Raw genomic sequence first — 22,335 nt, 5'->3', positions numbered from 1 at the left:
TATTAGGATTCATTCAACATTAGGATATTTAAGTCCTAAACAATATAAAGAACATAACCTTAAAAAAACTGTCTAATTCAATGTTGACAATCCAATGTCCTCATAGACAATGCTGCTATGTACCCTTCGTAATGTTTCAGAACGGTATTAATAGCATCCACATCGCCACCAGAGGCTAATACGATAATAGGGTAGGAAAGCAGATGATTATTTCTTGTCTTGTTGCTCATAGGTATCTCCTTCCATAAAATTTTTTAGCTGTTGCAGCGTGCTTGTTCTTTGGTACTGAACAGTAGAACGCAGCATATTCAGCTTGTCCCCAATTTCTCGGCAGACAACTCAAGGAAATAGGAAAGCAAGATAATATCACGCTTGCGTTCCGGCAAACTTTGTAATGCCTCTGCGACAACATCATCTGTAACAATGACATCAAGACCTAAAACATTGAAAATCTGTTCGGTAACAAAGTATTTATCCTCTGTATAAAGCTGATCCAATTCATTTGCATACAAATTGGAATAGGGGGTCTGCTGTAAATAAAAATAGACATGGCGATACCTCCTTGATACCGCCGTGTCCTTAAAAAAGGGTAACTTTAATACACCCTCCGTTACTCTATTTTTTGAAAAGAAAAACGGCGACTTTGATCAATTTCAAAACCGCCGTCAGCTACTCTATTTTGTTTTGGATAAAGCTATCCAGCCGCCGCAACAACGTTTTTTTTTATTTCCCTTTGGGGAGGTTATCATTACTTTTGCATTTGTTATATAAAAAAACTATTTGTTATAACTGCTTTTTATTGAATACGACTATAGACATAATCAATAATGCAGCCGACGTAAAGATCGAAACAATAAATGGTATGGTAAAATAGGAAACTGTCACCGCGCCGGAAAGCAAATCAATATTTTTTGATACTAAAATGACCGGGCTAAACCCTGCGGTCTGCTCTATCTGCTCTAACAATCCCATAATCACCGTTATTACCAACAAAAATAGGATACTTGTAAACGCTTGCCGGAACAGCACACAACCAAGCATAAGGATACACAAATATAGTATTCCTGCAATCCACAGGGCAAAGGCTGCAAAAAAAACATGCGGCAGTGAAGCGCCCGGCCAGAGATAGGCTGTATAACCATAGGTAACACCAAAAGACAGCCAATAACTAACGGTTAAAATGACCGCAGCAGCCGAAAACTTTGACAGAACTACAGCGGGACGTGACAATCCTTTTGTCAACATGATGGTGAGTGTACCTTTGGCATATTCGCCCGACAAACAACTGCTGAAAAGAATGATTGTCAAGCTAAGGCCAAGTGACGAAACATTTTTGTAGAACTGCATCCACGAATCTAATGCGGTGGGGTTTTCAAATGCTTCTGCAAGATTCGGCATAAGGGCTTCCATAAGCTGCGGTGTGAATTTTGCCAGCAATGGGCTCATCAAACCAAAGATTAAGAAAATGGCGAGCATAATAAGCAGTCTGTAATTCCGAGTATTTTCTATAAGTTCCTTTTTTGAAAATGCAATAAATCCTCTCACCTTACCACCTCCAAGAACAAGTTTTCAAGGGAGGACTCCATAATTTCCATTTTTGATGGACACAAACCGGTTTCTGCAAGTACAGAAATAACCACACGTTGAATATGGACGATATCCTTACCCTGCAAAATGATTTCTGTACCACTTTCTTCCACTTGAGAAAGTAGCGGCTTTATTTTCTCACAAGCCTTGAACTGACTAACTTCTGACTTTTGGGAAAACTCTAGCAAAAGGCGCTCTTTACCGTGCATAGTCTTAATCTCGGAAAGCGTCCCGCTGATAGCGATGTTGCCATTGTGCAGCACTGCCACGCGGTCACAAATGCGCTCTACATCCGATAAAATATGCGTTGAAAAAATTACGGTTGTTGTGCCTTTGATTTTTTGAAGAATATCAAGTATTTCTTTACGTCCGACAGGATCAAGAGCGCTTGTGGGTTCATCACAAATCAGCAGCTTGGGGCGTGACAACAAGGCTTGCGCGATTCCAAGCCGTTGTTTCATGCCACGGGAAAAGCCGCCGATGCGTTTTTTTACACCATTAAGCCCCACAAGAGATAAAAGTTCATCGCTTCGGCCTTTGGTTTCCGATTTGGAAAGCCCTGCAATTTCGCCACAAAGGGCAAGGTATTCAAGCGGTTTCATATAATTATAAAATTCGGGAACATCGGGTAAATATCCAATATGACGATTGGTTTTTGTCTGTCCATAACTCACGGTTTCACCACAGACGGTAATCTCACCACTATCAGCTTTCAGCAGACCCAACACCATTTTCATGGTTGTTGTTTTACCCGCGCCATTTTGACCAATAAATCCGAAAACAGTACCTTCTGGCACAGAAAGGTCAAGATTATCTATGACTTTTTGAGTACCAAAACTTTTTGATAATCCTTTTATGGAAAGTACATCTTTCATTGATCTTCCCCCCTTCCAAAGACAAAATAGATAATCGGACCAAAAATATTAACGAGCATTACGACGAACGCCCACATTATTTTGTTTCCGAAGCGGTAATACGGGTGCCTCAACACATGAATGAGAGCAATCAAGCCAAAAGCGACTTGAACAACAATAAACGGAATTAAGATTGGCAAATTATCCAATAGAATATCCATCAAACAAACCTCCTTACGGTTTTATAGTGTTTTTTTGTTTTGGGCTTTGCTATCAACGTAGCATTGATTCATAGCTTATCTTTTGAAACGAGCCATTCATCAAAATCCATGCAATCACTGCCAAGAAGGCGCCTAAGCCCAATAGAATCCAAATGTTTATAAGGATAATCCCTATAAATTGCCCAGCCACTAGAAAGATTACCGGCAAAACCAGAAGTGCGCTGCTCTGCTGGGATTCTTCCATGGTTTGCGCCTTGGCAGAGCCACGCACAATCAACGTAATTGAGATTAGGGACACAGCAGGCGAAAGAAGTAATAAGACCACAAGCCAACTGATATTCGGTAACAGCAGGCTGCCTGTTGTCAGAAATATTTCAATCTGTGTCACAAGTGTCATAATGATGAAAGACAGGATGGAAACCAGTTCGCTCATGATAAACGAAGATAGTATTTTAGCCCTGAATATTTGCTTTAGAGAAAGCGGACAATATAAGAGCGTTTCCAGTGTCCGCTTTTCCTTCTCGCCGACGAAAGAACTCGCGGCCATAATCGATGCGGCCATAATGGGGATTATAATAAAGAAAACTGGCATGATGTTGTTTATAATCAGAGATATTACTGCGTGCTTTATATTATCGGTGTTTGTCAAGCTAGTTGGCGCATACCGGTAGAATAGGTGGCCAGCTTTTTATCTTTAGCGTCAGTAAGGTTTAATCGCTCTAGTAACGCAAGTGCTCGCTTACAGCTTTCTTCCTTTGAAATTCCAAATAACGTACCATAAAACACAAGGTTTTCTTGCCCCGTTAGATTGTCGTACATTTGCGCATGCTCCGTAACCACGCCGGAGATAGCATGAACTTTCTCTGGACTGGCTGAGGGATCTATGCCAAAAACATGGCAGGTACCTTCTGATGGAGAAATCATGCCATTTAAAAGTTTAACAGCTGTAGTTTTGCCAGCACCATTAGGTCCCAAAAATCCGAACACTTCACCTTGGTCGAGTTCAAAGCTGGCACTGTCCAATGCTTTTTTCCCTTCAGAGTATATTTTTGTTAACTTTTCAACGATGATTGCCTTCATGCGTTTTCCTCCCTGCTCATTAATAGAATTAGTCACATCCCACAATGCTTTAAGAATTATCATAATGATTATATTATCATTTTGATAATATGATGTCAAGAAGAAAGCTCCTTTGCCACACGAATAATAAAAGGAGCTCTGAAAGACTTATTTGTTGTGATTTTCGGGCGGTGAAATAATCAAGCCTATAGTTCGTGATTTTCTATCCGCCGTGGGCCTATTCTTATAAAGCGGCTGAATGATTTTTGCGTATTCATCTATCGCGGATGCCAATTCTTCATCGGTTGCATATATCGGCGCAAGAGAAAAACCCGACTGATCTTTTGGAATATCTATATCCGGATTTTTACAATACTCTTGAAACCGCTTAATAAAGCCAAAAACATACTGTATAAACATTTGCATATAAGCATCGCCTGCGTTTGCACCAATTAACTCCTGCCCACTTGAGTCTAAATCAATGGCAACCGCATAGGTTTTCTCTATCGTCCCTCTTACTTGATTTTCTTCGACTACTTTCAAAATACCGTCATTTGTCATACGTTTCAAGTAGCGGTATAGGGTTGCCTGTGGAATATCATTATATATTTCTGCAAGTTGTTTAGCGGTTGCCTTTCCGGCAGAATATAGCTCTAATAACAGTTTGCATTTTATTGGGTGTGTAAAGCAATCCATAACTTTTTGTTCCATAACATTCCCTCCTAACAGCTTATGACAATATTATCACTTTGATAATCAAAAATCAAATCATTATGTGCTTTGGTTGGGATTTGAAATAGCACATCATGTATCTTGTGAAATCGTTTAGCTTTCCGCATATGATTTGCCACTGGGTACGAACAGGTTTATTCATGGTGTTCACCTCCTTTCGCAACCGCGAAATCGGGTGATGATTCTCCCTTTTGTAAACCCTCAACTAATAAACATAATGGAAAGCCGACTTGCCTTGTCTGACTTTGGTTATGCTCATAATCTAATCTAAAAATTAGAAGTTATAGCTTATCTTTATATCACTAAAGGAATTTCACTGTATAATAGAATGGCTATGAATATAAAATTCTTCCTGACTTGGCTGGAATTTCTTCTCCATTTTTTCCAGACTCTCATCAAAGCGCTCGGCTTCTTGTTCGTCTATCTTCATCACAGGGCTGTCATAATAAACCCATTTCCTCCCGTCCAAAGCTTCCGGCTTCAGTTCTTTTACCATCATTGCTGCTGGGAATGTTTCATTCTCAAGACAGATATTGTACTTTTTACAACTCTTAAAGCCAAGGCTTACATAATTGCTTGGGTTTCCAAATATTACAATCACATCATAACCAAGTGAAACCGCCTGTTCAAAAGAATGCTCTATAAGCATTTTCCCGTAACCCATTCTTTGATATTCCGGAATAATGCAAACCGGACCGAAGGTAAGGATTTCTTTTTCTTCCCCTGACTCATCAACCAGTTTTGCTTTTGTGTACATTATGTTCCCGATGATCTGATTATCAACTTCAATCACCAGATCTAACTCCGGCACAAAGTCCTTGTGGGATCGCATAACATGAACTAAATAATGTTCATTGCACCCCGGAATATATAAATTCCAAAAAGATTTCCTCGTGATTTCTTCTACTCTCTCATAATCTGTTTCTTTTTCATTCCTAATCTCAACTATTTTGTTCATTTATAAACCTCCTATAATTTACCTAAGACCAGTTTTTGTGCTTTTAATTATGCCTGTCTGCTCAATAAATTCCTATTTGTCTAAATGTTATGTGAATATTTTACATTTCATATTCTCTTAAAACAATTTTTTAATAAACTCACCAACAAAGTCATCTCATAAAAGCTGGTTGTTAGACTTCTTATTATTACTATAATTCACACTTAGTTTTTATCTCCTTCCCCTAGCAGTTTCATTTCCATATCTTCTAATGCTTTAATGTAATCTCTCTCTGCCTTTGAAACATCACTTATATTTAAAGCTTTATATTTCTTATATTCTTCTTTAGCCTTAAGTTCAGCAGTCTTAGCACTAATCTTTCCCCCATAAGTAAGAATTTCATGCTTGGACAATTTTAGAAATCCATCTAATGTTTCAATCCAATCTGACATATACATCGGGATTCTTCTTCTCGCCTGCATTTCAGCAAATTCAAGATAAGCAGAAACTATGCTGTTTAATGCAGATAACTCCTCTTCTGTACAATAGTTTTTTGCTACCAGTGCATCTGTTTGTGTAGGATGGTCTCCCTTGAAACTGAGCATACCCATATGAGGTTTATCTGCATTTGCTGCGTAATAAATCTTTTCTGCAGCAGTTTGACCATGTGCAGCCCAATGCATTTTGTTTTGCACTGTTTTAAAAAACAACATTGATGATTCCATTCTTGGATCATAATCAACACTTGTCGCATAGATATCAAAAACTTTCCTCCAGAATACTTTTTCTGATGAACGAATATCACGAATTCGCTCCAACAGTTCATCAAAATAAATTCCTCCGCCATTATTTTTTAGAAGGTCATCATTCATGGCGAATCCTTTTTTCATATATTCTTTTAAAACATTGCTAGCCCAAATTCTGAACTGTGTACCTCGTAAGGATTTTACACGATAGCCCACAGAAATAATTACATCTAAATTATAATAATCAACTTGATAATCTTTTCCGTCAGAAGCAGTGTAGGCAAATTTTGCCCACACTGAACTTTTTACAAGTTCACCTTCTCTAAAAATATTTCTTATATGTTTACCAATCACACTTCTATCTCGCTGAAATAATTCAGCCATTTGGTCAATGGAGAGCCAAACGGTATCATTGTCAAAAGTAGTTTCTATTTTTGTCAATCCATCTTCGGTCTGGTACATTATAATTTCAGAGTTCATATTCATACTCCTTGCACACTTTTCTTTTATTATACACGTTTCATCAAAATATTCCCAGTATTATACAAAAAAGAGGCTAAGTTTACGTGCCATTTTATTGACTCAGACTTAGCCTCTAATAATATGATATTTTATTAAAACCCATTATTTATGTGATTTGATCCAATCAATTATATTATACCAAAATGCTTCAACGCATCTTTGATTGCTTCCATCTTTTCAGGCGTTGGATGGTTTTTGGAATTTTTCAATTCCTCTACTGCATTTGGAGCATCAAACATTGGTAACCCCAAATCCCTTTTTACTTCTGCGATATAAGCTGTATGCACTTTGAAACCATACTTGTTTTCTATATATTCTTGTATCATATTATAGGTAACTCTTTCGTTTGGTCTCTGATCCTCTGCTTTTTCAAGAATCTTACCCACAGGGATTTTCCCTTCACCCTCGCCAAACTCCACATTTACGTTGATATGACTATCTGCTTTTTTGTGGGAAAGAAGTACAACCGTCTCAACGTGGCACGAGAGGACAGCTTTGATGTCAGAGGATGATTTTTGCACCCGACGTATGTGGAAACATATCAATCGGTTTTTTGCTGATTTTTGAGGAAGCGAGGTATGAGAGAACATGTCAACAAAATATATAGTAAAAGAACGCCATTCATGATAATTCATGAATAGCGCAAATGCGTACTATATAGTTTTAAATTGATTTTTCATTTACTATCAATTCACAAAATCTCCCTTTAGAACCATTTAGCTGCAACATGAGTTATTTTCTTGCTTTGTTTCTTCACTATCGTTTGCATTATCGCTTTTTTCTTCTGCATCCTCTTCCAGTTCGATATTACAGCAACCACCTTTTTCTTTCTTAGCTCCAAACAAGCCTCCGAATAAACCTTTCTTCTTTTCTTCATTTTTCATTTTAACATTCTCCTTTCAAATTTTGATAATTTATTTACTGCCATTACATTAAATTAAAAACAAATCCACCAATGACAGCAGTAAAAAAAATAACCGATACAACTGCACCAACTAGCTTTTTCTTGAAGATTCCTGCAAGCATGCTCATTTCAGGTATTGCCATACCTGCTCCCCCAATGATAAGTGCGATTACTGCACCAGTACTCATTCCCTTTTGCATCAATGCCAAGCCTATTGGTATTACTGACTCAGCTCGAATATAAAGTGGAACGCCAATAATGGCCGCAATTGGAATGGCCAGTGGATTATCAGGACCTGCAATTCTAAGCACCAAATCTTCCGGAAGATATCCATATATTGCTGCACCAACACCCACTCCAATAAGAAGATACATTAAAACTCCTCTGAAATCTTCCCATGCTTTCATAAATGAGACTTTTACTTTTTTTCTGAAAGCATCAGGAATTTCTTCCTTCTCTTCTGAACCACCAGATTTCAATCTTACATTCTTGACAAGATTGGCTCCACCTGTTTTTTCGAGAATGATTCCAAATATGACCGCTCCGACAAAAGTAACTAAAAAATAAACGATCGTTATTTTTATTCCCATCAGGGCAGCCATCATTGCTATGATGATTGGATTTAACAGTGGAGATGCAATAACAAATGACATCACCACACCAAATGGTATTCCTATCTTCAAAAAACCAAGCGTCATAGGAATTGTAGAGCATGCGCAAAATGGAGTCAACGAACCAAAGATCGCACCTACAATATTGCCTAAAACACCTTTCCCTGCCATCCATTTTTTTATTTTCTCATCAGGTAAGTATATAAGTACCAGTGCCACAACTGTACTTATACCTAAAAATAGGACGGTTAACTCAGATGTAATAAACAAAAAATACTTGATTGTTTCGATTAATGTATTCAATACACTACCCCCTTCTTAATTTGATTTTATAAAGCCTTTATCTTGTATTGCTTTAAATAGTAATTCCAGCGTATCCTTAATGTTTTGTAGTGATTCTTCATCTACCGCTCCAAGTATCTCTTGTAAATATTCACTGTAACGATTGGATATCTTGAGTATCGCATTATTTCCTTTTTCTGTCGGCAATACACAGCATACTCTACCATCAGATGAAGATTGATGCCTGGATACATAGAGTTTTTTCTCAAGACGATCTATGATTTTACTAATCCCGCTTTTGGTAATATTTAGCGAGATCCCCAGCTCCTGAATTGTAATATTTTGTATATCATATGCCTTCTTTAATGTCATATACTCTACCAAAGATAAGTCTTCACAGCATTCGCCATCGAACCCTTGGTTACCAAAGTACCACGATAAATCTTGTAATAAATCATGTATATCTGGAATTTCTTTATTCATTATATTCCTCCTAACCTGTTTAGTTTCCATTGTCAACTATAATTCTAATGCATTTAGTTTCCATCGTCAACTACATTTTATGATTCTTAATAAATTCTGTGCATTCTAAAATTTATACATCATAAACAAAAAAACCGCCAGAAAAGAAGTTTCCTTCTCCTCTGACGATCATTTATGCTTTTATGATTCTATACTAATTTCAACACCCGACTTAAATTCAACGGTAAGCTTCTCTTCGAAAATCGTCACTTTCTCAATGAGCCTTCTTGCCAGCTGTTCGTCATATTCTTCCAATTCTCCTAATGAGCCGATTGTGGTTGACCTGCACATATCGGTACTGAATTCCTAGCTTCACGTTTTGGCTTAAGGATTGACTCTCCTGTTGCATCTCCTTGAGCATTGTCCTTGTTAGAAAACACATACAATATATAGATATTCGAAAATATATTATCACCACATATTGTGTTTAGCACAGGTGAATAGCACACTCTATGTGGTTTTTGATAGAAAGATGATAATATTTCGCAGAATAAATATGAAGTCCCCCTTTCTCCCCCCTTTTTTTCTTGAATTTAGGAAATCAACATTTTATCCGGTATATTATTAAAAGTCCTAAGTGCGTTGACTAGACAATAATGATGTCATCAGGACCTAGTGGTTTCTTGGCGGCAGGGAATCTTTCTTAAAACAGACCTAAATTCTTATTTTTAAAGAATTACGCTCCATAAATGAACAAACATATCCTCACTTATATTCTTATAGTATTGAATTCATTAACTCATAAAAATAATCAGATTCGTGAGTCTCATAGAGCTTATACCAAACATCTAATGTTTTTGGCGAAAACACATCCAAAGCTTTCAAGACATGTGCAGCAAATTCCAATGGAGCTATCCCCGAAGCAGTGATTAATTTTCCATCCGTAACAGTTCGATTACTTGAATAGCTTTTCCGTAAGAAAGAAGAAAATAAGGTACATATGCATGAATTGCTTTTTCATCAACTAAAAAGACTGCTTGGTTTGAAGTCCTCTCTTTTAGATGATGACCTAAAAACCAATGAATGCATAAGTCATCCAAAGCCTCTGCTCTGCCCTTAATAATTAATGAAATCATGCCATTTTTACTGGTCAGATCAGGCAAAAGATTTTGTAAAAAAAATGCCTTGGCAGAAAATGCTTCAGGTCGTTCAAACATCATTTTGGTTTGTTTTATCTGTACAATTCGTTCAACCCGAAAGCTGCGAATTTCATCTCGCAAATGACAAAATCCAATAGTATACCATTTATTGTTCCAATAAATTATTCCATATGGGTTAATCACTCTTTGACGAGACTGCTCTTCATTTTTTGAGCGGTATTCAATTTCTACAGAGTATTCGTTTGCTACAGATTGCTCTAATTCCTCCAACACCACCTTCACAGCAGGGGCAATATCTCGATTTATCACTTCAAACCCAATCAAATGGCGATTAAGAATATTTTCCTGTTCTTGATTTGAATACAATTTCAGTTTTTCAGTTGCTCTGTTTAAAGCCTCACTAAAGGGATATCCTGCTTCTTTTGCAAATACAGCAGCATGAAGAAGTGCCTTTTGTTCTTCTATATCAAAACACAAAGGGGCTTGGATAAAATTGTTCAGCAAACTATATCCGCCATTTTGACCTGAGCCCGATATAATCGGCACTCCACTGGCGCATAGAGAATCAATATAACGGTAAACGGTTCGTATATTTATCTCCAATTTTTCCGCTATTTGCTTTGCAGTTATTTTTGTTCCTGAATTAAGCATCCATAAAATTGCCAGCATATTATCATTTTTTGCCATTAATAGCCCTCCTCTCCTACCTCCTTTATCATCTAATCAGAGGAAAATCATACTATCTTTCCCCTATTTCTTATTTTTGATTCAATCTCACAACATCTTGTGATCAAAGTCTACTTTTTGCTCTCCGAGCCACATTTCGTCATCAGAACCACACACTCCACGTGTTTATCAATTTTTATACTTTTTTCACTTTTTTATCATTTTTAAAAGTCTCCAAATACTCCAGCTTATCATTCTTGTCATAGCGAGTCCAAGTACCATTTTTCTTCCCATTCTTAAAATTACCTACTTGCCACAATTGCCCTGTTTCCCGATAGAATTTCCACTCACCCTCCATTAGACTATTTTCATAAATTCCCTCGGCTTTCACTTTACCATTCTTGAAAAAATAAGTTAGCTTGTTTCCAACTAATTTATAGGTCTTTTGTCCATTTGTATATTCCTTATTCTTTAACATAATTACCTCCATACATACTTACTGATATACTCTTCCTTAGATTCACTCATCCTCTACAAACCTGGCTATGTTACCACCACATTTTTTGCATGATCCTTTTAAAACCAAGCCAAGCCGATCATCTTGAATATTATAATCAACTATTGTCGTAATGCCGCATTTTGAACAATAAACATTATCTATAAGCATCTGTTGCACATTCGAAGGTATTTTTGACCACTTTCTCAAACTCTTTAAATCTGTAATCGTTGAAGAACGTTTTGAGTTATGATAGTCAACAATTTCTTTACATACATCCATTAATGCATCAATAGCAAATCCGTTATTGTATTTTATTCTGGCACAGCCTTTTCCCATTGATGCTGATGGTATTAGCTCTTTTAACAAAGGTAACACTCTTGAGTCATCAGTGTAAAAGGAAAAATAGTTTTTTTGAGCTGCAAAAGCTATGAAGTACCCATCACCTTTATATGTAGGCATTTTATTATAAAATGTTTCTTCAAGTTCCGGGAACACTTCTCTTATAAATTGCACAAGCTGTTCAATCCACTCTTTTTTTACTCCGTCTAAATTGGATATGTAATCATCAACTAATCGCATTTAGTCTTACCTCCCATTAAATATTACTACCTAACAATGACAAGATGATATCTTCAATTTTGTATAGTTGTAGCAAGGGCATATTCTTCTTAGATAAATTCAAGCCATACTCTGCCTTACTTTTTAGACCTTCATAATCCTTATCACAAATCAGTGGATTTGGATTTTTCCATGCTGAAGCAGGAATAAGATAGGCTTCTGGTAAATTTCCATCTTTAAATAGTAATAGTGCTAAGTAAACATCTGAATTGTTTATGTTCCATTTTTCCTTTTGCATAAAGACATAATTTGTTTGGCGTATTGATTTAACCTGAATCTCCAGGAATCTTCCGTTTTTATTTTTTACAATAAAATCAATTCCATGATCATCAACTTCTGATGTGTAAACTTCAAACCCATAAGATGCAAATTCCATCTTTGCATAATACTCACCATATCTACCAAGCTGCAGATTATTCAGTTTAGACCAGTTTGTGTTAGGCATCTATATTCCCCGCAATCACAATAGTATTATTCAAAATACGCAACCATCGCAAAAAACAATCTGAAATACATAATCAACATCAATCTTAATTTTTTTTCATAAGACACAAGGATTTCTAATCTTACTTCTATAATTTATCATATTGAAATAAATGTAACAACTTTCAAATAACTCGTCAATATATTTATACGAACAAAAGCACCTTATAGGCATCGACTTACTTCTTACTTTATTCGTTCGTCTTGGTCTTACTAGAAGATATCTAACACGAAAAAGAGGCCGAGCATATTTACCCAAGCCTCTTCACGTTACTTTCGCTTCTTATTTCCTACTGATTTCTGTTGTACTGTTTCTTCTTCAGGGGTAATTACTGATATAGTCAAATGCCTGTACCCTTCTTCCACTAAAACCTTTTGTCCTATCCTAAAACCCAACTTCCCCAACCACTTGCCATGCAGTCTTATGGTGGGGGCTTCCTCATAAAGATAAGTGGATTGCCCTGTTATTGATAAAATCCTAGAGTCTTTTTCTGCTTTACGATTCATAATACAAAACTTCCTTCAAAGATATTTTTGAAAGGAAATAAATAAGGCGCACTGCAGAATTGATTATAACCCTACACTGCGCCTTTTGTATCATTATCATTGTTTGTAATAACATAATAAAGTATAATAAATACATGGTCGCTGTAACAGCATTATGCTGTCTGTGTTAGGTAGTATGGTACCTGCATTGGCTTTTAGGTGTTCGCAGCACCTGAAAGCCATGGCGGCCTTATTCAATTTCCTACTACACATATTAACTCTGGAAACCTTATTTTGCAAGTTATACATTCTTTTTATCAAAGCTTTTTTGAGTTTTATCATAGGTTGGAGTTGCTTCCCTTTGAATCAGGATAGGAGCATATTCATCAGCAAATATTTTCCTTCTTACACTTTCATGAATGATTTATTCAATATCACATTCAATTTCTATTCCATCAAGCAGGGTCACAATAATTTTTTCTTTTTCAAATATCGTCATTTTTTCAGTAAGCCTAAAAAACAAATCCATATCAAATTCTTCTACTGGTTCTGCATCTACTAAAATTCTTATAAACTGATTAGCCTTATATCTTACTAAAACATTATCACTTTCGAGCCTTTGCTTCCATTTATCCATAAAATAATCTTTGTTTTCAATCATGGCATTAAAGGTATTTACGAAGGCTAGATATAAAACTTTATTGTCTATGTGGTTGCTATTACAGCTTTTTTTGCCCTTCCTTTCATACTTTTTATTACATCTCCAAATGATTCTCTTTAACCTCTCATCCCTAGAGTTCCATACTTTTCTGCCAAAGGTACTTCCACAGTTGCCACAAATAATTCTACCTGCAAAGGGATTTTTAACTGTTGCATAATCTAACTTTGCTATTCCATGCTCTTTAACAAATGCTTTCCTTCTTTCCATCTCAAGCTGCACAGCTTCCCACATTTCTTTATCAATAATGGCAGGATGGCTTTCCTCTACATAGTACTGTGGAATTTCACCATTGTTCTCCGTCCTCTTCTTTGAAAGGAAATCTACTGTGTAGGTCTTTTGTAGTAGGGCATCCCCCTTGTATTTTTCATTAGTTAGCATGTTTCTTATGCTGCTTTCATACCACTTTGCTTTTCTATTCCAATTGATAATCCCTTCTTCCTCAAGTTCTCTAGCTATTCTATTTGCTCCTTTACCATCTAGAAAATCTTTATAGATTCTTCTTACAATTTTTGCTTGACTTTCATTTATGATAAGGTTACCTTCTTCGTCTTTTTCATAGCCTAAAAACTTAGTATGATTGATGTGTAGTTTCCCCTGTTCAAACCTTCGTCTTATTCCCCAAGTGGAGTTTTCAGATATCGACCTACTCTCATCTTGGGCCAATGAACTTAAAATGGTAAGTAGCACCTCTCCTTTAGCATCTAAGGTGTTGATATTTTCCTTTTCAAATATAATCCCTACTCCTATATCCTTAAGCTGCCTTACATAGTTTAGGCAATCTAAGGTGTTCCTTGCAAACCTTGAAATGGATTTGGTGATAATCATATCTATCTTACCTTCTTTACAGTCCTCAATCATCTTGTTGAATTGATCTCTCTTCTTAGTGTTGGTACCACTTATTCCTTCATCGGCATAGATTCCTGCTAGAGTATAATATGGGTGATTTTCTATAAAAGTAGTGTAGTAATTTACCTGAGCTTCATAGCTTGATAACTGTTCTAATTGGTCTGTCGAAACCCTGCAGTAGGCTGCCATTTTCTGATTCTGTGGTTTTAAACTCTCTGCGAGATTTGTTCTGTTTACCTTTGCTGGTATAACTGTAATATTTCTCGCCATTTTTCATCTCCTCCTTTACAATCACTTCTTCCTTTATATTAATCCTGCTAATAATCTCATCATCTATCTTTGTACCTTCGCAGGCATTCTTTCCATTTTTAATATAGTTACTGCACTGCCATACGATTTTTCTGCAGCTTAGCTTACTGTTCCAAGTTCTCCTTATTAAAGATGCTCCACACTTACTACAGTAGAGCATTCCTGAAAGGGGATATTGATTTATGTATTTATTCTTATCTCCAGTATTCCCTTTGGCCTTTCCTCTCTTTATAATCTCCTCCTGTACCTTTTCCCATATCTCTCTTCGAATAATGGCTGGATGGTTATCTTCTATATAGTAGCTGTCTACCTCACCAGTATTTTTAACTTTTTTCTTCGTTAAATGATCTAGGGTATATGTCTTTTGAAGTAGGACATCTCCTTTATACTTCTCATTTTTTAAGATGGTTAGGATGGTGCTGTCATACCACTTTCCACCTGTAACCGTTGGGACTTTTTCTTGATTCAGTTCCTTTGCAATAACAAAGGTACCTCTTCCACCAAGGTATTCATTAAAAATCCCTTTAACTATTTCTGCTTCTTCTTCATTGATGATTAGATTGCCCTCGCCATCTTTGTCATAGCCTAGAAACCTTGTTGTATTAACCATCACTTCACCAGCTTCAAATTTTTTTCTAACTCTCCATTTAATGTTGTCACTGACATTTTTACTTTCTTCCTGAGCAAAAGCAGAGAGGACAGCAAGCATCAACTCACCGTCCCCTGATAATGTATTAATATTCTCTTTTTCAAATCTTACCTCTACTCCTAATTCCTTTAATTCCCTTACTACCTCCAACATTACCGCAGTGTTTCTTGCAAACCTTGAGATGGATTTAGTGATGATTAAATCTATCTGACCATCCCTTGCGGCTTCGATCATTCGCCTAAATTCAGGTCTGTTTTCAGTAGTCCCTGTGATGCCTCTATCGGCAAATACACCAACAAACTCATATTCAGGATTTGATCCAATTAAGTTTTCATAGTAAGTTATTTGGTTTTCCAATGAGTCCCCTTGAGCTTCACTATCCGTGGAAACCCTAGCATAGGCACACACTCTTTTCTTTAGATTCTGTACCTTTCTAATAGGCTCTATAATCCTCACACGCACTGAAGTTCCTCCTTTCTATCAATTTGGTACTACTATATATCACTCTAAATTTGATAGAAGTCAAGCTATATACAGGGTAACTAGGCTACCTATTGAAAACCATAATGGTGGCATCAAAACCTGCTGTCTTTAACTTTTGCACCTGCTTTTCAGCATTTTTTCTAACTGCGTAAGAACCTGCCATTACCCTATAAAGGACCTGCCCATCTGTTTTTTCAGTAGCTAACTCTTCTTTATAGGAAATTCCAAGCTGAGCTAACATAGCCTTTGTAATTTCTATCACAATTTCTTTTCTTTTGCTATCAAATAGGTTATTATCCTTGGTATTATCAATAAACCCCATTTCCACTAACACTGCTGGAGCCTTGGTTTCCCTAAGTACATGAAAATTTGCTGTTTTAGCTCCCCTATTGATAAAACCGATACCCACTAAAGCATTTTGTATTTTCTCAGCCAGCTCCTTGGACTTTGTTGATGCTTTTGTATAGACAAAAGTTTCAGCCCTCGTAACTGTCTCGGGTTTAAAGGCATTTCTATGAAAAGATACAAAGTAGTCATAGTTTCCTTTGCTCTCAAATTCACTTCTTTGCCTTAAACTTACAGCTACATCAGCAGTTCTAGTTTCATCTACTGTAATACCGTGACGTCTAAGTTCCTTTGCAATTTCTCTTCCTATAGCAAGGTTATCCTCGGATTCCTTTCTTCCTTTATAAACTGCTCCTGGATCGCTTCCTCCATGACCATAATCAAAGCATATTTTTGCCATTCTACTCATCCTCCTTACTAAGCTGTGATAATACACTCTTTAACTTATCAGGTATCGGTAGTCCTATTTTTGCAGCATTCTCTAGAATACTGATTCCTTCATTTGAAAGGTAGAAAAAAATAACAGCGGTGCGAATGGCACTACCATTTTGAATAATATAAGTATCCACAGTGTGACCTACTGCCACCATAGTGAAAATCAGTACCTTCTTAAATATCCCATGAAAACCTATTTCACTAGAGAGTTTTTTCTGTAAAACTGCAAGCATTATTCCTGTTACATAATCAATGATTACAAAGGCTAAAAGGGCATATAAAAAGCCGTCAAAACCTCCTAAAAACCATCCTAGGAATGCTCCAACAGCTGTAAAAACAAACTGTATTGAATTTATAATATCCTTCAAATTACTTCCTCCTTCCAACATCCATTTGTTTTCAAATTTTTCTTGGTATTCTATATTTCCATCTTTTCAATTCTCAGCAGTGTCCTATTAATCATCCTTGGAATATATCTTACAGGGATTTCAGGCATCCAGCTATCTCTTCTAATCTGTGTTCCTGCCCATACAAAAACCTCCCTCATCCCTCTTGATAAAGCTACAACTGCTGCCCTTTCAATTAACTGCCACTGTTTTTCTATACTTTTACCAAACAGATTAGTGAACTCCTCCCAGGCAAAGCCTGCAAAGTAATGGGTTTTATGCTGCTGATATCTTAAGAAATCTAAAGCAAAATCAAAGATTTCAGGATGTCTTTCATTTTCATGGACCACCCAGTCATAATCCTCTATTTGAATAAAGTCCAGGCTGGGATTTTCCCAATCTCCGATGGGAACATTTACTATCCGTATTCCTTCTGGAACCCTTTCTGCATCCAATACTGATGGTGGGAAGAATAGAACTGTATATTGTCCTCCAGAATAACTTTTAACAATTCCCTTTACAAAATTAGAAAAGTCCCCTAATTGGTCTCTTAACCATTCAAGGACTTCTATATTTCCCTGTGTCAGTGGGATATCTGATGTTGTATAAAAAGGTAACTGCCTTCCCTTCTCACTTTGAAATTTCTGTTTTGTGGCTTCATCATAAAAACAAGGTGGTCTTCCAGGATAGGGCTCTTGAACATTTCCCGGCATAAATTCCTGCCACCACCACCAAGGTTCTCCCAGCTGCAGTATTGGGGGCATTCCCTCTTCCACCATAATATCTATTAACTCCCTGCAGATCTTCTCGTAATATATCCTCACCTGCTGATTGGTTGGGCTAAAAAAGGAGGTGGGGGGTTCCCATCCCGTTTGTCCATCCTTCCCGTCATGCATTTTCTGTCTCCATTCCTCTGGCAGCTGTAGATTTTCCATAGATACCGACATTACCAGAGTTTCAAAACCATACGCCTTCATGGCTCTGCATAAATATCTCACCCACTGTTTGGCTGCTGTACAGATACCTACTTGGTAGAAATTTTATGATAAATATAAGCATCAAAAATTTTGAAATACTTTCCGTATCTGTAGTAAAATCCTTTGTAGAAGGAACAACGTTTAAAATAGTTGTTGATTAACAAATCAATTTACTGATTTGTTCGAATGAAAATAAGGATTAATGAAAATTTAATTAGAGTAAATTTCTTTAAAAGTACTTTGTGTTGATTCAAATGTAAAGTACTTTTATTTGTTTGTAGATTATACATAGTTACTAAAAAGTACAAACACAATCTATAGAACCAAAATTTAAATTAGAGCATAATGTAATACGAGAGGATGTTTAAGTACTTTATTTTAAAAATAATCTTGGATTACAATACAAGTGGCAAAAAGTCTTTATGCAAATTTTGTCACAATTTTAAATAAAAAGAGTTTATAAGATACTGGAAATGGAACTAGTTGCAAAATAGAAGGAAGGAGGAATGGCTATTGAGGGAAAAATCATTCAGTAACAACTCAAATATAGAAGAACCTTCAACAACCAGTATATTAACAGTGCTATATCCATATATTCCCATATTATTGGTAATTCTCATATTCAGTAGAAGGGAAGGATTAAGTGGCTATGGAGGAGCAACAGGTACACAATCTAAGGGTATAACGATTGACATTGGGAAGGCAATAAAAAATCCTGATATAAAAAGAGCACTTCAGTCTGTTTGTGCATACTTAGATGAAAAAGAGCAAGTTCCAATCCATACACTTGCAGGAGCATTAGAGATAATAAATACAATGCAACAACTTCTGGATAGTTCCTATAAAATCCAAGGACTACCCTATGCAACTGTTTCTAACAAAATTGAAAAACAATTGGGAGTCATAAACATATTGAAAGACTATGCGCATGAAGAAGATAAGAATTTATTGGAGGCTGTTGAAAGTGCAATAACTACAGCAAAAAGAATCCAAAGAGTAATACAGGCAATGAAGGTATCTGAAGGTATTAACAAGGATAAAATAGACTTAGATAAAGGTACAGAAGATATAGATGTTTTAGAACCTTTACCGAAGGACAAGAATTATGATAGTGATAAAATAAAAGAAATAATAGAATTGGTAGAAATGACAGATTTATCTAATAATCAGGGGGAGGATTTACTACAGGTAGATGACGACAATCTTTGATTTGGTATTAGTTGCCTATATACCACGGGCCAAAGGGACGTTTTGATTGCCATGAACTAAAGAATTAGTGGCAATCAAAACGTCCGGGACCAGTGAAAAAGTCCCCGCAAACATCCAGTTTAACTTACACTATGTTTGTATATTAAGTACAAAATATTTTTTCGAATCATTGAAAACACTTGATTTCAGACAAAAAAACCCCGTTTATGGTATAATGTAAGTACGACCAAACAAAACCAAAAGGGGGTTTTTTCATGCTTCGACATAAGCTAAAGCAAATATCTTTTCACTCATCATTATATAATAAAATACCAGAAAATCATATACTAAAAAGAATTGATTCAGTAGTAGATTTTAGCTTTATCAATAGATTACTAGAGAATAGCTATTGCAAGGAATTTGGATGACCTGCTAAAGAACCGGAATTAATGTGCAAGTTACTTTTTTTGCAACATTTATATAATTTATCTGATGAAAAGGTTAAGGAAGAAGCGAGTTTAAACCTAGCATATATGTACTTTATTGGTATTAATCCAGAAGATTCGCTTCCGGATAAAAGTCTTTTATCTAAATTCAGAGCACAACGACTTGAAGAGTCAACGCTAGATGAAATCATCACAGAAATCGTAAGACAATGTGTAGAAAAAGGAATCGTCGAGGGAAAGAGTGTAAGTATTGATGCTACCCATATAGAGGCGAATACAATAAAGAAAACTCCAGAACGATTAATGAAGCATTTAGGAAGAAAAATTATCAAAACATATGCAGAAGAAACATCCCAAAATCTAGAAGATATACCCGTGGTGCCAGACTATAAAGAAATTGAAGATCATAAAGAGGCAAAGGCTATAATGAAAGAATACCTAGAAATAGTAATTGATCAAGCAGAAAGAAATATATCTACTAAAGAGCAAAAAACAGCAGAAGCAATTAAAAAGGCAAAAGAAATACTAAATGATCCTAAGTTTATAAATCAAAAGGGGATACGATCCTTGATAGATGAAGATGCAAGAGTTGGTCGCAAGAGTAAAACCCAAGATTTTTTTGGATATAAAACAGAATTTGTTATGACAACAAATGAGCGCATAATTACTTCAGTAAAAACAGCTGATGGAGCATATACAGATGGTAGCCATACAAAAGAAATGCTAGAAGGAACTAAAAAAACTGGCATAGCCGTTGAAGAAGTTTATGGAGATAAAGCATATTTTAGAAAATCAATATTAGATGATATAGAAGAAATGAAATCAAAAGCTTTCATACCAGTTAGCACATCTGCTTACAGGATTGATGAAAGTGAGTATACATATAATAAAGACTCAGATGAATGGCAGTGTAGTCAAGAAAATACAACCATAAATAAAAAGCATTATAAATATAAAAGCAAGACAAGAGAAAAAGAAGGATATAAATACTATTTTGAAATGAGTCAATGTAAGGCATGTCATAAACATGATGAATGTGCTAAAAAAAGCGCAAGAAAAATACTTATAGTAGGTTTAAATGCTGCGGAATTTTATGAAATATCTCAGTATCAGAAAACAGAAGAGTTCAAGGAAAAATATAAAAAGAGAGCTTCTATAGAAGGTAAAAATGCTGAACTCAAAAGATTTCATGGGCTATGTCGAGCAAGAGGATATGGCTTAATAAGTGTGTCGAAACAATCAAAGCTAGCTGCAATAGCAGTAAATATCAAGAGGATAGCAGCAATAGTCTCCTCTTTTTTATCTAGTTTTAAGGGAATTTTAGAAATGACAGACTATTTTTTACATTTGTCAAAATTTCTTGCGATTTATCGAGAAAAAGGACCAGTTTTTCACTGGTCCCAAAACGTCCCCATGGCCTTCATGGCTTCTTTGCTGAGGAAGTTATTCTTTACCTGGCCATTGCGGCTATAAGTACCTTTGTCACACCTAGTTATGAATTAAGTCTGGCTAATAGGATTTTTAGGCTTATATTTTTAATAGCAGGGGCAATATTAGGCATTTATGGGTTATTAGCTGCTGTCCTCTTATGGTTTATATTACTTGCAACCACAAAATCTCTAAATGTACCATACTTATGGCCATTAATACCACTTAATATAAAGGCCTTGATGGATATTCTATTTAGAATCCCTGTACCCCTTAAAGGTAAGAGACCAAGTATTTTAAATACGAAAGATGATACTAAAAAATAATAAGTTCTTTTAAATAAGTGTGACATATTAACTATTATTGTACAGAATAAGGAAATATGCTACTATAAGGGCATATATAAAATTTTGAATAGAAAGTAGAGAAAAAAATGAAAGATCCTGTTTTAGTGAAAATAAAAGAAACCGCTACGCAATATAAAATTCAGAATATTATTTTATTTGTGTCTAGTGTTAGGGGATAATTCAATAGTTAGCGATTTTGATATTGCAATATTTGCAGATGAGCTATCATCTATAGACAAAGTATTATTGTATGCTGATATTGAAGAAATTCATACTTTTTAAAAATTTATGTAGTATTTATAGATAAATATTTAGATGATGAACTTCTTGAGAGCATTAAGAAAGCAGGTGTAATTATATATGAGCAAATTAGAAACTAAATTGACGAATTTTTAAAATGCGCTAGATAGATTAAAAGAGGCTGTTAAGGAGTTTAAACAGGAGTATGAAAGTGATGTTATCAGAGATGGCCTTATTCAAAGGGTGTCCGAGTATCTATTCAATATGTGTACGGAGAAACCAATGATGGTCTCCTAGGCTGGAATATGGGATATCAAAGTTGGTCGCTATTTTATTAAACTTAATTATAGAGGAGGGATTACATGAGTTTAGATGAAAAAAAAGAATGGTTATTGCTTATGTACTCAATAATTCTGTACCTTAGTCTAACCTATATAAAAAAGCTATTGCTATTTTTAAATATAGACTTTGCACATATGTTCTCTTCATTTATTCTATATGGTGGAATAGTTATTTTTGTTATTACATTAGGCATACTCTACCATTTGAAAAAGAAATATGCAACTCCCAATGCAGTAATCTTAAATGATAAGCAGGTACTAATCCTATTTATCATAATTATTGTTTTAGGACTTGGAAATCTTATTATGTGATTTGTCAACTCATAAAAACTATAATGAAGACAGTAAAAAGAAAAAGTGGGCAG

The 22,335-nt window shown here is 35.7% G+C and carries 28 protein-coding genes and 1 pseudogene; 4 read left to right on the top strand and 25 right to left on the bottom strand.

Annotation, left to right across the window (positions count from 1 at the left end; translation table 11 throughout):
• Window positions 1–77 precede the first annotated feature (77 nt).
• The 25 genes from CHB72_RS21875 to CHB72_RS21750 form a co-directional block, all read right to left on the bottom strand.
• Window positions 78–230, bottom strand: a complete 153-nt coding sequence (locus CHB72_RS21875) for a helix-turn-helix domain-containing protein (RefSeq protein ID WP_089284997.1) — start codon at window positions 228–230, stop codon at window positions 78–80.
• A gap of 78 nt (window positions 231–308) precedes the next feature.
• Window positions 309–512, bottom strand: coding sequence for a hypothetical protein (locus tag CHB72_RS21870; protein WP_089284996.1), 204 nt, complete (start codon window positions 510–512; stop codon window positions 309–311).
• A gap of 271 nt (window positions 513–783) precedes the next feature.
• On the bottom strand, window positions 784–1,545 hold the full coding sequence (locus CHB72_RS21865; protein ID WP_089284995.1) for an ABC transporter permease: 762 nt from the start codon (window positions 1,543–1,545) through the stop codon (window positions 784–786).
• The gene (locus CHB72_RS21860; RefSeq protein ID WP_089284994.1) at window positions 1,542–2,462 is read right to left on the bottom strand and encodes an ABC transporter ATP-binding protein; all 921 of its coding nucleotides are present in this window, start codon (window positions 2,460–2,462) and stop codon (window positions 1,542–1,544) included. The genes CHB72_RS21865 and CHB72_RS21860 overlap by 4 nt, the downstream gene beginning before the upstream one ends.
• Entirely contained in the window at window positions 2,459–2,662 is a 204-nt protein-coding gene (locus tag CHB72_RS21855) for a PLDc N-terminal domain-containing protein (protein ID WP_089284993.1), read from the bottom strand. Before CHB72_RS21855 ends, CHB72_RS21860 begins: the two co-directional genes overlap by 4 nt.
• 52 nt (window positions 2,663–2,714) lie before the next feature.
• A complete protein-coding gene (locus CHB72_RS21850) occupies window positions 2,715–3,311 on the bottom strand; it encodes an ABC transporter permease (protein WP_278277886.1) in 597 nt (198 codons plus the stop codon).
• A complete protein-coding gene (locus tag CHB72_RS21845; protein ID WP_089285005.1) occupies window positions 3,308–3,742 on the bottom strand; it encodes an ATP-binding cassette domain-containing protein in 435 nt (144 codons plus the stop codon). Before CHB72_RS21845 ends, CHB72_RS21850 begins: the two co-directional genes overlap by 4 nt.
• Before the next feature lie 147 nt (window positions 3,743–3,889).
• Complete coding sequence (locus CHB72_RS21840) at window positions 3,890–4,432, bottom strand: helix-turn-helix domain-containing protein (RefSeq protein WP_089284992.1); 543 nt, start codon at window positions 4,430–4,432, stop codon at window positions 3,890–3,892.
• A 334-nt stretch (window positions 4,433–4,766) separates the two neighbouring features.
• Window positions 4,767–5,411 carry a GNAT family N-acetyltransferase gene (locus CHB72_RS21835; protein ID WP_089284991.1) on the bottom strand — a complete coding sequence of 215 codons (645 nt, stop codon included), beginning with the start codon at window positions 5,409–5,411 and terminating at the stop codon, window positions 4,767–4,769.
• Window positions 5,412–5,614: 203 nt separating this feature from the next.
• The gene (locus CHB72_RS21830) at window positions 5,615–6,616 is read right to left on the bottom strand and encodes a virulence RhuM family protein (protein ID WP_330397104.1); all 1,002 of its coding nucleotides are present in this window, start codon (window positions 6,614–6,616) and stop codon (window positions 5,615–5,617) included.
• Window positions 6,617–6,786: 170 nt separating this feature from the next.
• Window positions 6,787–7,044 carry a hypothetical protein gene (locus tag CHB72_RS21825; RefSeq protein ID WP_330397103.1) on the bottom strand — a complete coding sequence of 86 codons (258 nt, stop codon included), beginning with the start codon at window positions 7,042–7,044 and terminating at the stop codon, window positions 6,787–6,789.
• A 330-nt stretch (window positions 7,045–7,374) separates the two neighbouring features.
• Window positions 7,375–7,542, bottom strand: a complete 168-nt coding sequence (locus CHB72_RS26825; RefSeq protein ID WP_176431534.1) for a hypothetical protein — start codon at window positions 7,540–7,542, stop codon at window positions 7,375–7,377.
• 43 nt (window positions 7,543–7,585) lie between these two features.
• Window positions 7,586–8,476 carry a permease gene (locus CHB72_RS21820; protein WP_089284989.1) on the bottom strand — a complete coding sequence of 297 codons (891 nt, stop codon included), beginning with the start codon at window positions 8,474–8,476 and terminating at the stop codon, window positions 7,586–7,588.
• Window positions 8,477–8,491: 15 nt separating this feature from the next.
• A complete protein-coding gene (locus CHB72_RS21815; protein ID WP_176431533.1) occupies window positions 8,492–8,938 on the bottom strand; it encodes a MarR family winged helix-turn-helix transcriptional regulator in 447 nt (148 codons plus the stop codon).
• 180 nt (window positions 8,939–9,118) lie between these two features.
• Window positions 9,119–9,268 (bottom strand): integrase, encoded by a 150-nt coding sequence (locus CHB72_RS21810; protein ID WP_176431532.1) that lies wholly within the window; start codon window positions 9,266–9,268, stop codon window positions 9,119–9,121.
• A gap of 578 nt (window positions 9,269–9,846) precedes the next feature.
• Window positions 9,847–10,764 (bottom strand): helix-turn-helix transcriptional regulator, encoded by a 918-nt coding sequence (locus CHB72_RS21800; protein ID WP_089284988.1) that lies wholly within the window; start codon window positions 10,762–10,764, stop codon window positions 9,847–9,849.
• Between the two features lie 175 nt (window positions 10,765–10,939).
• A complete protein-coding gene (locus CHB72_RS21795) occupies window positions 10,940–11,221 on the bottom strand; it encodes a toxin-antitoxin system YwqK family antitoxin (protein WP_176431531.1) in 282 nt (93 codons plus the stop codon).
• A 42-nt stretch (window positions 11,222–11,263) separates the two neighbouring features.
• Window positions 11,264–11,821 carry an iron chaperone gene (locus tag CHB72_RS26070; RefSeq protein WP_141131540.1) on the bottom strand — a complete coding sequence of 186 codons (558 nt, stop codon included), beginning with the start codon at window positions 11,819–11,821 and terminating at the stop codon, window positions 11,264–11,266.
• Window positions 11,822–11,837: 16 nt separating this feature from the next.
• The gene (locus CHB72_RS21780; protein WP_141131538.1) at window positions 11,838–12,305 is read right to left on the bottom strand and encodes a DUF4365 domain-containing protein; all 468 of its coding nucleotides are present in this window, start codon (window positions 12,303–12,305) and stop codon (window positions 11,838–11,840) included.
• A 308-nt stretch (window positions 12,306–12,613) separates the two neighbouring features.
• On the bottom strand, window positions 12,614–12,850 hold the full coding sequence (locus CHB72_RS21775) for a SymE family type I addiction module toxin (protein ID WP_089284986.1): 237 nt from the start codon (window positions 12,848–12,850) through the stop codon (window positions 12,614–12,616).
• A gap of 403 nt (window positions 12,851–13,253) precedes the next feature.
• Window positions 13,254–14,645 carry a recombinase family protein gene (locus CHB72_RS21770; RefSeq protein WP_330397106.1) on the bottom strand — a complete coding sequence of 464 codons (1,392 nt, stop codon included), beginning with the start codon at window positions 14,643–14,645 and terminating at the stop codon, window positions 13,254–13,256.
• The gene (locus tag CHB72_RS21765) at window positions 14,530–15,816 is read right to left on the bottom strand and encodes a recombinase family protein (protein ID WP_089284985.1); all 1,287 of its coding nucleotides are present in this window, start codon (window positions 15,814–15,816) and stop codon (window positions 14,530–14,532) included. The genes CHB72_RS21770 and CHB72_RS21765 overlap by 116 nt, the downstream gene beginning before the upstream one ends.
• Window positions 15,817–15,901: 85 nt before the next feature.
• Window positions 15,902–16,582 (bottom strand): N-acetylmuramoyl-L-alanine amidase, encoded by a 681-nt coding sequence (locus CHB72_RS21760; protein WP_089284984.1) that lies wholly within the window; start codon window positions 16,580–16,582, stop codon window positions 15,902–15,904.
• A 1-nt stretch (window position 16,583) separates the two neighbouring features.
• On the bottom strand, window positions 16,584–16,985 hold the full coding sequence (locus tag CHB72_RS21755; RefSeq protein WP_089284983.1) for a phage holin family protein: 402 nt from the start codon (window positions 16,983–16,985) through the stop codon (window positions 16,584–16,586).
• A 50-nt stretch (window positions 16,986–17,035) separates the two neighbouring features.
• The gene (locus tag CHB72_RS21750) at window positions 17,036–18,025 is read right to left on the bottom strand and encodes a non-contractile tail sheath protein (protein ID WP_456297870.1); all 990 of its coding nucleotides are present in this window, start codon (window positions 18,023–18,025) and stop codon (window positions 17,036–17,038) included.
• 468 nt (window positions 18,026–18,493) lie between these two features.
• Here CHB72_RS21750 and CHB72_RS21745 point away from each other — a divergent pair, with 468 nt between their 5' ends.
• The 4 genes and pseudogenes from CHB72_RS21745 to CHB72_RS21730 all read left to right on the top strand — a co-directional run bounded on the left by CHB72_RS21745 (window position 18,494) and on the right by CHB72_RS21730 (window position 22,282).
• Window positions 18,494–19,189, top strand: a complete 696-nt coding sequence (locus tag CHB72_RS21745; RefSeq protein WP_089284981.1) for a hypothetical protein — start codon at window positions 18,494–18,496, stop codon at window positions 19,187–19,189.
• Between the two features lie 254 nt (window positions 19,190–19,443).
• Window positions 19,444–20,982 (top strand): annotated as a pseudogene (locus CHB72_RS21740) (IS1182 family transposase); the annotation flags it as partial.
• A complete protein-coding gene (locus CHB72_RS28135) occupies window positions 20,970–21,368 on the top strand; it encodes a spore germination protein (RefSeq protein WP_089284980.1) in 399 nt (132 codons plus the stop codon). The pseudogene CHB72_RS21740 and the gene CHB72_RS28135, both read left to right, overlap by 13 nt.
• A 623-nt stretch (window positions 21,369–21,991) precedes the next feature.
• Entirely contained in the window at window positions 21,992–22,282 is a 291-nt protein-coding gene (locus CHB72_RS21730; RefSeq protein ID WP_089284979.1) for a hypothetical protein, read from the top strand.
• The last annotated feature ends 53 nt before the right edge of the window (window positions 22,283–22,335 follow it).

It is taken from the genome of Anaerovirgula multivorans, from assembly GCF_900188145.1.
Classification (GTDB): Bacteria; Bacillota; Clostridia; order Peptostreptococcales; family Natronincolaceae; genus Anaerovirgula; species Anaerovirgula multivorans.
The sequence above is the reverse complement of the archived record's forward strand: the minus strand, read 5'-3'. Positions and strand labels throughout refer to the sequence as shown.